The 8,556-nt window shown below is 61.0% G+C and carries 9 protein-coding genes; 8 read left to right on the top strand and 1 reads right to left on the bottom strand.

Going from position 1 to position 8,556, the window contains the following annotated elements; all coding sequences use genetic code 11:
- Positions 1-1,469 (bottom strand): HAMP domain-containing protein (locus tag RA25_RS11965; protein ID WP_039172530.1); only part of this gene is annotated, 1,469 nt, incomplete at its 3' end.
- A 413-nt stretch (positions 1,470-1,882) separates the two neighbouring features.
- On the opposite strand from RA25_RS11965, the gene RA25_RS11960 reads away from it, so the two are divergent.
- The 8 genes from RA25_RS11960 to RA25_RS11925 all read left to right on the top strand — a co-directional run bounded on the left by RA25_RS11960 (position 1,883) and on the right by RA25_RS11925 (position 8,422).
- Positions 1,883-2,170 (top strand): STAS domain-containing protein, encoded by a 288-nt coding sequence (locus RA25_RS11960; RefSeq protein ID WP_029204938.1) that lies wholly within the window; start codon positions 1,883-1,885, stop codon positions 2,168-2,170.
- Positions 2,167-2,541, top strand: coding sequence for a response regulator (locus RA25_RS11955; protein ID WP_019297430.1), 375 nt, complete (start codon positions 2,167-2,169; stop codon positions 2,539-2,541). Before RA25_RS11960 ends, RA25_RS11955 begins: the two co-directional genes overlap by 4 nt.
- Before the next feature lies 1 nt (position 2,542).
- Positions 2,543-4,711: a chemotaxis protein CheA gene (locus tag RA25_RS11950; protein WP_019297431.1), complete on the top strand. Its 2,169-nt coding sequence runs from the start codon at positions 2,543-2,545 to the stop codon at positions 4,709-4,711.
- A complete protein-coding gene (locus RA25_RS11945; protein WP_019297432.1) occupies positions 4,701-5,183 on the top strand; it encodes a chemotaxis protein CheW in 483 nt (160 codons plus the stop codon). The genes RA25_RS11950 and RA25_RS11945 overlap by 11 nt, the downstream gene beginning before the upstream one ends.
- Positions 5,180-6,037, top strand: a complete 858-nt coding sequence (locus RA25_RS11940; protein WP_019297433.1) for a CheR family methyltransferase — start codon at positions 5,180-5,182, stop codon at positions 6,035-6,037. The genes RA25_RS11945 and RA25_RS11940 overlap by 4 nt, the downstream gene beginning before the upstream one ends.
- Positions 6,038-6,076: 39 nt before the next feature.
- Entirely contained in the window at positions 6,077-6,463 is a 387-nt protein-coding gene (locus RA25_RS11935) for a response regulator (protein ID WP_039152568.1), read from the top strand.
- Between the two features lie 2 nt (positions 6,464-6,465).
- Positions 6,466-6,792 (top strand): hypothetical protein, encoded by a 327-nt coding sequence (locus RA25_RS11930; protein WP_019297435.1) that lies wholly within the window; start codon positions 6,466-6,468, stop codon positions 6,790-6,792.
- Positions 6,793-6,922: 130 nt separating this feature from the next.
- Positions 6,923-8,422: a caspase family protein gene (locus RA25_RS11925; RefSeq protein ID WP_039172527.1), complete on the top strand. Its 1,500-nt coding sequence runs from the start codon at positions 6,923-6,925 to the stop codon at positions 8,420-8,422.
- Positions 8,423-8,556: the final 134 nt, after the last annotated feature.

Genomic DNA, 8,556 nt, shown 5'->3' with positions numbered 1-8,556 from the left:
CTGCCGGAGGCCTCGATCACTTGCTGCACGGTGGCGCTGAGGTTGCTGACGGTGCTGTTGAAGTTCTGCCGCAGCTGCTCGTATTCCTCCGGGAAAGCGCTGTTGATCGGTTGCGAGAAATCGCCGTCTGCCAGCTGCACCAGGCCGCTGCTCAGTTTCTCCACTACCTGCTGCTGCTGCCGCTGCATCTCGGCGCGCTCCTCCTCGGCGGCGCGGGCCAGCTTCAGGTCGTCCTGCATCGAGACCAGCGTTTTGCCGATCTTGCCGATCTCGTCGCCGCGGCTGGCCGCCGCAACTTCGGTATCAAGATCGCCGGAGGACACCGCCTCCATATCGCTGCAGATCCGGTCGATCGGCTTGGTCACCGACCGGGCAAACAGCCAGCCGAAGAAGGACATGCCGCCAGCGCAGATCAGCGAGGCCAGAAGCAGCATGTTGCGCTTCTCAGCTGCCGGGGCCATCAGCTCCGCCCAGTCCTGCTCGGCGATGATCGCCCAATTTGCAAATTCCAGCGGCAGCGGCTCGGAATAAGCAAGCACAGCATGGCCGTTTAGCCCAGGGACGCCTTTCTGGACGTGCGACTCGCCGTCAAATGCAGTGGTAACCTGAGGGACCGAAGGCAGTTGCGACAGAACTTGATAGCCGTCCTCGAACCGCGATGTGGTCCGCGCAAGCATATCTGAGCCTGCCAGATATATCTGGGTGGTTTGCCCCATGCCCTGGTCGTTGTTGACGATGGCCCCCAGCAGATCCACGGGGATCTGCACCGCCAGCACGCCGACAGTCAGATTGGCATCGTTCACCACGGGAGAGGCTGCAAAAGCGGCAGCTGCGCCGCCGGAGGGCGCATAAGGCTTCATGTCCGCAAAGAAGACCTCGCCGCGGCTGCCTTCAAGGGCGGCACGGTAAACGTCGGCCAGACCTGAGTCCTTGAACGGGCCGGTCATCATGTTGGTACCGTAGTCGTTTTCCTTGAACACCGAGTAGACGATGTCGCCGGCCAGGTTGATCAGGAAGGCATCATAGTAGCCTTTGCTTTCGATCAGCGTCTTATAGGCCGGATGGAAGGTCTCGTGATGCATGTGATAGGGCGACTCGCCCTTGCCGCGCACCAGAAGATGCTTCTGCCCGATCGGATTCGGGTTGTCGTCGATATAGGCCTGGCGCAGGATCTGGCCTGGATTTCCATCCAGATCGTTCCAGGTCATTGTCAGCCATTCGATGGCAGTGGCTGTTGACGGTACCGCCGCCAGCGTCTGCACATCCGCATGAATTCCGTCCAGCAGCGTCTGCACCGAAAATTTCCGGTCCGCCACCATCGAGCGGAACTGGTCTTCCGCAGTTTTTTCGGCGCTTTTTTGGAAGCTGATAGTGCTGATGGTGACGAGAATCGCCGTCACAAGCACACCGAACCCAACAACAAACAATGGCAATTTATGTGCCAGCTTGAGCGATTTGAACGTTTTCATTCCGTCCTCCTAAGAGCAGTGCGGTCTAGGCCACCGCAATAGTGATGCCAGTCAGAATGCGTCCCAGGTGTTAATTTGCCGCTTACGGCGCATGCCGCATGCCGCATTTCGATGCAGAAACATGCCGGATTCTGCTGCGCTCCGGCGTCACTTTCTGAAGGTCTGGTAAAGATGCATCCGCAGGCTGTGCGGAGCCCTGAAAACACGCCTGCTGAACCGCCGCAGGTGATTCTCCGGACCGTCAGAACACAGATAAAAATTGATCGGGTTTCTGACGCGAAATTTTCGCCGGTCTCCTTATGAATCCCCCTCCTGGCGCGGCTGACGGCAATCAAATGTTAAGTCCCGCCACCTAAGAATTGCCCCATCGAACTCGAACTGATCGCCGACAACGGGGGTGCGAATCGCCGAAAATGACTACGGAAACGCAAAAGCACGTTTTGGATCTGCCAAACGCCTTCGCGGAGCTGGATCCGCTGATCGCCTTCCTGCAGGGAGCGCGCGCAAAGGCAGTCGAAATCGACTGCAGCGGCGTTGCCCTGATGCCTTCGCGCTGCCTGCAGCTTCTGCTTGGCGCAGAGCAGCAGTGGCGGTCCGAGGGGGCGGGCTTCGCAGTCACCAACATCACAGAATCCTGCCGCAAGTCCCTGACGCTTCTGGGGCTGGAGCCCAACCGTTTTGAAGACGAGGAAACAGCATGAAAACCAAAGTTCTGGCAATCGACGATTCCCGCACCATCCGGAATCTTCTGGCCGCGACCCTGGAAGAGGCCGGTTTTGAATACCACTGCGCGGTCGATGGCCGCGAGGGAGTGGACATGTACCCTGACGTGGATCCGGACGTGGTGATCACCGACATCAACATGCCCAACCTCGACGGTTTCGGCGTGATCGAGGAGCTGCGCGGCACCGGTATCAATTCCAAGGTTCCGATTCTGGTGCTGACCACTGAAAGCGCACCTGAACTGAAGGCCCGTGCCCGCGGCGCTGGCGCCACCGGCTGGATCACCAAGCCGTTTGATGATGCCTCGCTGATTTTTGCGCTCAAGCGCGTGACTGGAGCCGCGGCCTAAGATGTCGGGTTCGATTCAGGATACCTTCTTTGAGGAGTGCGAAGAGCTCCTTGAAGCAACGGATGAGGGTCTGACCGCCATCGAAGGAGGCGATCACGACTCTGAGGTTGTCAACGCGATCTTCCGCGCCGTGCACTCGATCAAGGGTGGCGCCGGGGCCTTTGGCCTCGATGATCTGGTGGCTTTCGCCCACCGGTTCGAAACCGTGTTTGACGAAGTGCGCTCCAACCGGCTGGAGCTGGACGAGAAGCTGATCCAGCTGCTGCTGCGCTCCAGCGATCAACTGTCAGCACTGGTCGAGGCTGCCCGGGACGGCGGCGAGATAGACGAAGCGCACAATGATACGCTGTTGGCGGCGCTGGATGAATACATTCCGGAAGAAGAGGAAGACCTCACCTTCGAGCCGATGGGGCTCGGCGGCCCGGCGCCCATGATGGATCTTGGCGATCTGGGCGGCGCCCCGGCGGAACCGCAGGAAGAGACCTACCGGATCCGCTTCCAGCCGCTGAAGGAAATGTATGGCACCGGCAACGAGCCGTTCTTCCTGTTCCAGGCGCTCAAGGATCTGGGTGAGCTGACCGTCACCATGGACGAGAATGAGCTGCCCGGCTTTGATGCCATGGACATGAGCGAAGCCTATCTGGCCTGGGATCTGGTGCTGGTCACCAAGGAGACGCGTTCGAAGGTTGAGGCCGTGTTCGAATTCGTCGAGGGCCTGTGCGAGCTGTCGATCAACGGTGATGGCGATGCCGAGGCGGAAGCCAATGCGTTGGCCGCGCTGGATGCGATGTTCGCTGCACCGCCAGCCGCAGATGCCGCAGCTGCCCCTGAGGGGGAGGCGCCTGCAGCCCCTTTTGAGCCGCCGGTCCCCGCACCTGAACCCGAAGCCAAGCCGGCAGCTGCCGAAGAAAAGGCCTCGGCCCCGAAAGCCGAGAGCGGCAAGCAGGAGCAGCGCGGCGGTCCCAAGCCGACGCTCCGCGTCGAACTCGAGCGGGTGGACCGGCTGATCAACGCTGTCGGGGAGCTTATCATCAACCATTCGATGCTGGCCCAGCAGATCGCCAACCTGAACGTCTCGGATACCCGGGATGTGGAGACAGAGCTGGAAGGGTTCAAAAACCTGGCCCGCGACATCCAGGAAGGTGTCATGGCCATTCGCGCGCAGCCGGTGAAGCCGCTGTTCCAGCGCATGGCCCGGATCGTCCGCGAGGCTTCGGCCGCAACCGGCAAGACCTGCAAGCTGGTCACCGAAGGCGAAAACACCGAGGTCGACAAGACGGTCATCGAACGGCTGTCCGACCCGCTGACGCATATCCTGCGCAATGCGGTCGACCACGGTGTGGAGAAGCCAGACGACAGAGAAGCGGCCGGGAAGTCCAAAATCGGTGAAATCCGGCTGTCTGCCTCCCACCGTTCCGGCAGTGTCTGCATCGAGATCAAGGACGACGGGGCCGGTGTGAACCGCCCGCGCGTGAAACAGATTGCGATCGAGAAAGGGCTGATCCCGGAAAATGCGGAACTGACCGACAGCGAGATCGACAACCTTCTGTTTGCGCCGGGTTTCTCGACGGCCAAGGAGATTTCCAATCTCTCCGGCCGCGGCGTTGGCATGGATGTGGTGAAAAATGCGGTGACCGGTCTCGGCGGGCGCATCAACATCTCATCCTCGCCCGGCAAAGGCTCCACCTTCACCATCATCCTGCCGCTGACCCTGGCAGTGATGGACGGCATGGTGGTGTCGGTTGCCGATCAGACCATGGTGGTGCCGATCACCTCGATCGTCGAAACCATGCGCGGCAGCGACGACATGATCAACAGCCTGGGCGCCGACGGCACCCTGTTGTCGATCCGCGGCAACTTCGTGCCGATCTGCGATGTGGCCGGCGGCCTTGGGCTCTACCGCGAAAGCGATCAGCAAGCGGGCGTCTACCTGCTGGTGGAGACCGAAACCGGCCAGCGCTGCGCCCTGGCGGTGGATGACATCCACGATCAGCGCCAGGTGGTGATCAAGAGCCTGGACGGCGTCTGCGGGGAGATCCCGGGCGTCGCTGCGGCAACCATCCTTGGCGACGGCAAGATCGCCATGATCCTGGACCCTGAAAGCATCATCGCGGCCTCGCCCACTGCGGCCGCCTTTGACACCGAGCGGAGAATGAGCAATGCAAGCTGAAGTGAAGCAAACCGATCAGGAAGTGAAACACGCTGAACACAGCGAGTTTGTGAGCTTCACCGTGGCCGGTCAGGCGTTCTGCCTGAAGATAACCCAGATCCGGGAAATCCGGCGCTGGTCGCCGGTGACCATCCTGCCGCATGCACCCGCCGACGTGCTAGGGGTGATGAACCTGCGCGGTGCGGTGATCCCGATTTATGACCTCTCCGCCCGTTTCGGCCTGCAGCAGACCGAAGCCAGCGAGCGCAATGTGGTCATCGTCGTCTCCGTGCACGGGAAACCGGTCGGCCTGCTGGCAGAATCGGTCTCCGAGATCATCTCGATTAACCCGGACGACATCCAGGACACCCCGCCGGTGGATAGCCGCAACACGATGGAGTACATCCAGGGCATCATCTCGCATGATGACACCATGGTGCGCATCATCAATCTGGATGCGGTGATCTCGGCTCCGGAGCAGGTGATGCCGTGAGCGCAGAAGGTACTATCACTCCCAACGCGGACAGCTTTTCGCTGTCAGACCAGGAATTCGAAGCCATTGCGCAATTCGCGCACAAGAACTTCGGACTGGCGATGGCGAAAAGCAAGAAGCCGCTGGTGTCGTCGCGCCTGGCCCGCAAGCTGCGGCAACGCAACATCACCAACTTCAAGGATTACCTTGCCAGCCTGGACGGCCCCAATGCCGACGAGGAACGCAGCGGGCTGTTGTCGCTGCTGACCACAAATGTGACCCATTTCTTCCGGGAGCCGCATCACTTCGAAACCCTGCGCAACGACGTGCTGCCGCCGCTGGTGGAACAGGCACGGCGTGGCGGCCGGGTGCGGCTGTGGTCGGCGGGCTGCTCCAACGGGCAGGAACCCTACTCGATTGCGATGACACTGCTGGACGTCTGTCCGGAAGCCGCAAATCTGGACATCAAGATCCTGGGCACCGACATCGACCCGGTGGTGGTGCGCCATGCCCAGGCGGCCAAGTACCCCGAGGACGAGCTGGCCCAGATCGACGCCAAATACAGCAAGCTGGTGCCCAAGCGCGACCCGGACGGGCGGCTGCCGGACAGCCTGCGCAAGCTGATCACCTTTGGGGTGCTGAACCTGATTGAACCCTTCCCTTTCAAGGGGAAGTTCGATGCGATTTTCTGCCGGAACGTTGCGATTTATTTCGACAACCCGACCCAGCAGAAGGTCTGGAGCGCCTTCCAGAATGCCCTGAACCCGGGCGGCACCCTCTTCATCGGTCACTCCGAGCGCATGTCAGGCCCGGCGGCGCAGCACCTGAAGACGGCCGGGATCACCACTTATGTCAACTCACCCGCTGGCAGGTAACCCTGTCCACGGCTGCAAGCAGAGCAGAAGGAAAGAAAAATGAGCTTGAAAGACTCTCTCCGCGTCATGGTTGTTGACGATATGTCGACGAGCCGGGGGATCATCACACAGAGCCTGGATGAGATCGGCATCAAGAACTACATGGTCGAGAACTCCGGTCAGGGCGCTTATCAGAAGCTGACCCAGACCCCGGTTCATCTGGTGCTGTCCGATTACAACATGCCAGGCATGGACGGGCTCGGATTGCTGAAGGCGCTGCGCAGCCATCAGGTGACCCAGCGTGTCGGCTTCATCCTGGTCACCGGCAAGCCGACACCGGAAATCATCCAGGTTGGCAAGCAGATCGGCCTGAACAATATTGTTCGCAAGCCGTTCACGGTGGCAACCATGAAGCAGGCCATCGAACAGGTCGTCGGGCGGCTCTGATCATGGAGCGTCCCGACAAAGCCCTCGGCGAGCTCTGCGCCGCATCCGCGTGGGAAATGGAGCAGCTCCGCAGTCAGATGCAAGCGCTGGAGGACGTCGTCCTCGACGTTCTGGAGCGGGGAACCGCGCCGACCAGTCAGGAGCTGCGCTCGCTGCAGGACTTCGACCTGGTTATCCAGACACTGTCGGGGCTCTCCGGGTTCTACCGGCGCGTGCAGGCCCAGGTTGATGAGGCCGGCCCCGCGGACCTGCCTGCGGCAGCGGCCGGTGTCACCCTGGAAAAGCTGCGCGACCGGTTGCGGTCGGCTGGCAGCATGGCCAGCACCTGATACAGTTAGACCCTGTCCGGGTTCGGGCAGGGTCTGTCCGCCGCTATTGCCAGCGGCGGATTTTCTTTTTCTTTTCTGCCGCTAAGGACTACATTGGGCCATAGCTGAATTCGCTAACCCAGGTATCCGCATGTCGTTTCTCTTCAAACCCCTGATTTTCACCGCTTGCCTGCTGCTCGCCGCCGGCGCGCAGGCTGCGACTGACCGCATAGCCCTGGTCATCGGGGTTGCGGACTACCAGTACCTGCCGCCTCTGGAAAATACCCGCAATGACGCCGTTGCCATGGCGGATACACTGGAAGGCATCGGATTCGACGTCAGCCTGGCGCTGGATCCGGGCACGTCTGAGATGGAACAACTGCTGGATGACTTTGCCTTCCGGTCCGAAGTCGCCGATCTGGCGCTGGTCTATTTTGCCGGCCACGGGATTGAGGTGCAGGGCGAGAACTTTCTGATCCCGGCAGATGCCAAAGTCGCAAGCAACCGTGATGTGCAGCGGCAGTCGCTGTCCTTGAAACAGCTGCTCGGCGCGGTCGACCGGGCCCGCAAGATGCGGATCGTGATCCTGGACAGCTGCCGCGACAATCCGCTGGGCGACTCCATCGCACTGGAACAGAGCAGCGAACAAACAACTCAAACCACGGAAACTACCCGCGGCGGCGGCGGCATGGCCCCGGCAGACCCGGACCGCGGTACCTTGGTGGCCTTTGCCGCCAAGGACGGCCAGGTGGCTTTGGATGGCAGCGGCAGCAATTCACCCTACGCCACAGCCCTGATGCAAAAAATGGTGCAGCCCGGCCTGGAAATCAGCCTGATGTTCCGCCAGGTGCGCGACCAGGTGCTGCAGAGCACCGCCAACCTTCAGGAGCCGCATACCTACGGCTCGCTGACCGGCGTGCCCTTCTATCTCGCTGGTCCCGGAGAAAATGACGCCCCTGTTTCTGTGGCCGATGCCTCTGCCGCTTGGGCGGCACTGAAACCCGACCAGGAGGAACAGCTTCTGGCGCTGGCTGAGCTCGGCGACACCCGCTCTATGCTGGGTCTGGCTTATATCCGGCTGAACCCGAATGAGGGCCGGTTTAACCCCAAGGCGGCGGTGGAATTCCTGCAGCGCGCCGCGGATGCCGGCTCACCGGAGGCCCAGTTTGAACTGGCCAAACTTTATGAGCGCGGTACCGGAGTGGAGGCCGATCAAACCAAGGCTCTGGAACTGTACCAAGCGGCCGCAGAACAAGATTTTGCCGACGCGATCAATGATCTTGGCTTCCTGCACTATCAGGGCGGACTGGGTCTGCCTGCCAACCCGAAAAAGGCGCTCACCTTCTTCGAGCGAGCTGCTGACCTGCGCCATCCGCAGGCCCAATTCAATTTTGCCGCGCTCATTGATGACGGCTTGATTCCCTCGAAAGGTCCCGAAGATTCAGCGCATTACCTTTATGCCGCCCTGCGCAGCGGAAGCTCTGACGTGCTGGGCCTCCTAAGCGAACGGCCCAATATGTTCACGGCAGAAACCCGACGGGCACTGCAGTCGAAGCTGAAGGAAAACAACTTCTATGCCGGCGCGATAGACGGAGACTTCGGCCCGGGAACCCAGCGCGGAATCCGTCAGGCCTATGGACTGGAGGGCTAACCGCCCTACTTCAAGCCGATGTTACATCGTGCTTTGTTCCTCGTTCTCCTCACTTTCTTCCTGAACAACCCCTCGGATGGCCAGGCCGGCGGCGGCTATGGCGGCGGTTACGGTGGCGGCGACGGTGGTGACGG

The organism is Leisingera sp. ANG-S5, assembly GCF_000813925.1.
Taxonomy (GTDB): domain Bacteria; phylum Pseudomonadota; class Alphaproteobacteria; order Rhodobacterales; family Rhodobacteraceae; genus Leisingera.
This window is presented reverse-complemented; position numbering and strand designations above follow the sequence as displayed.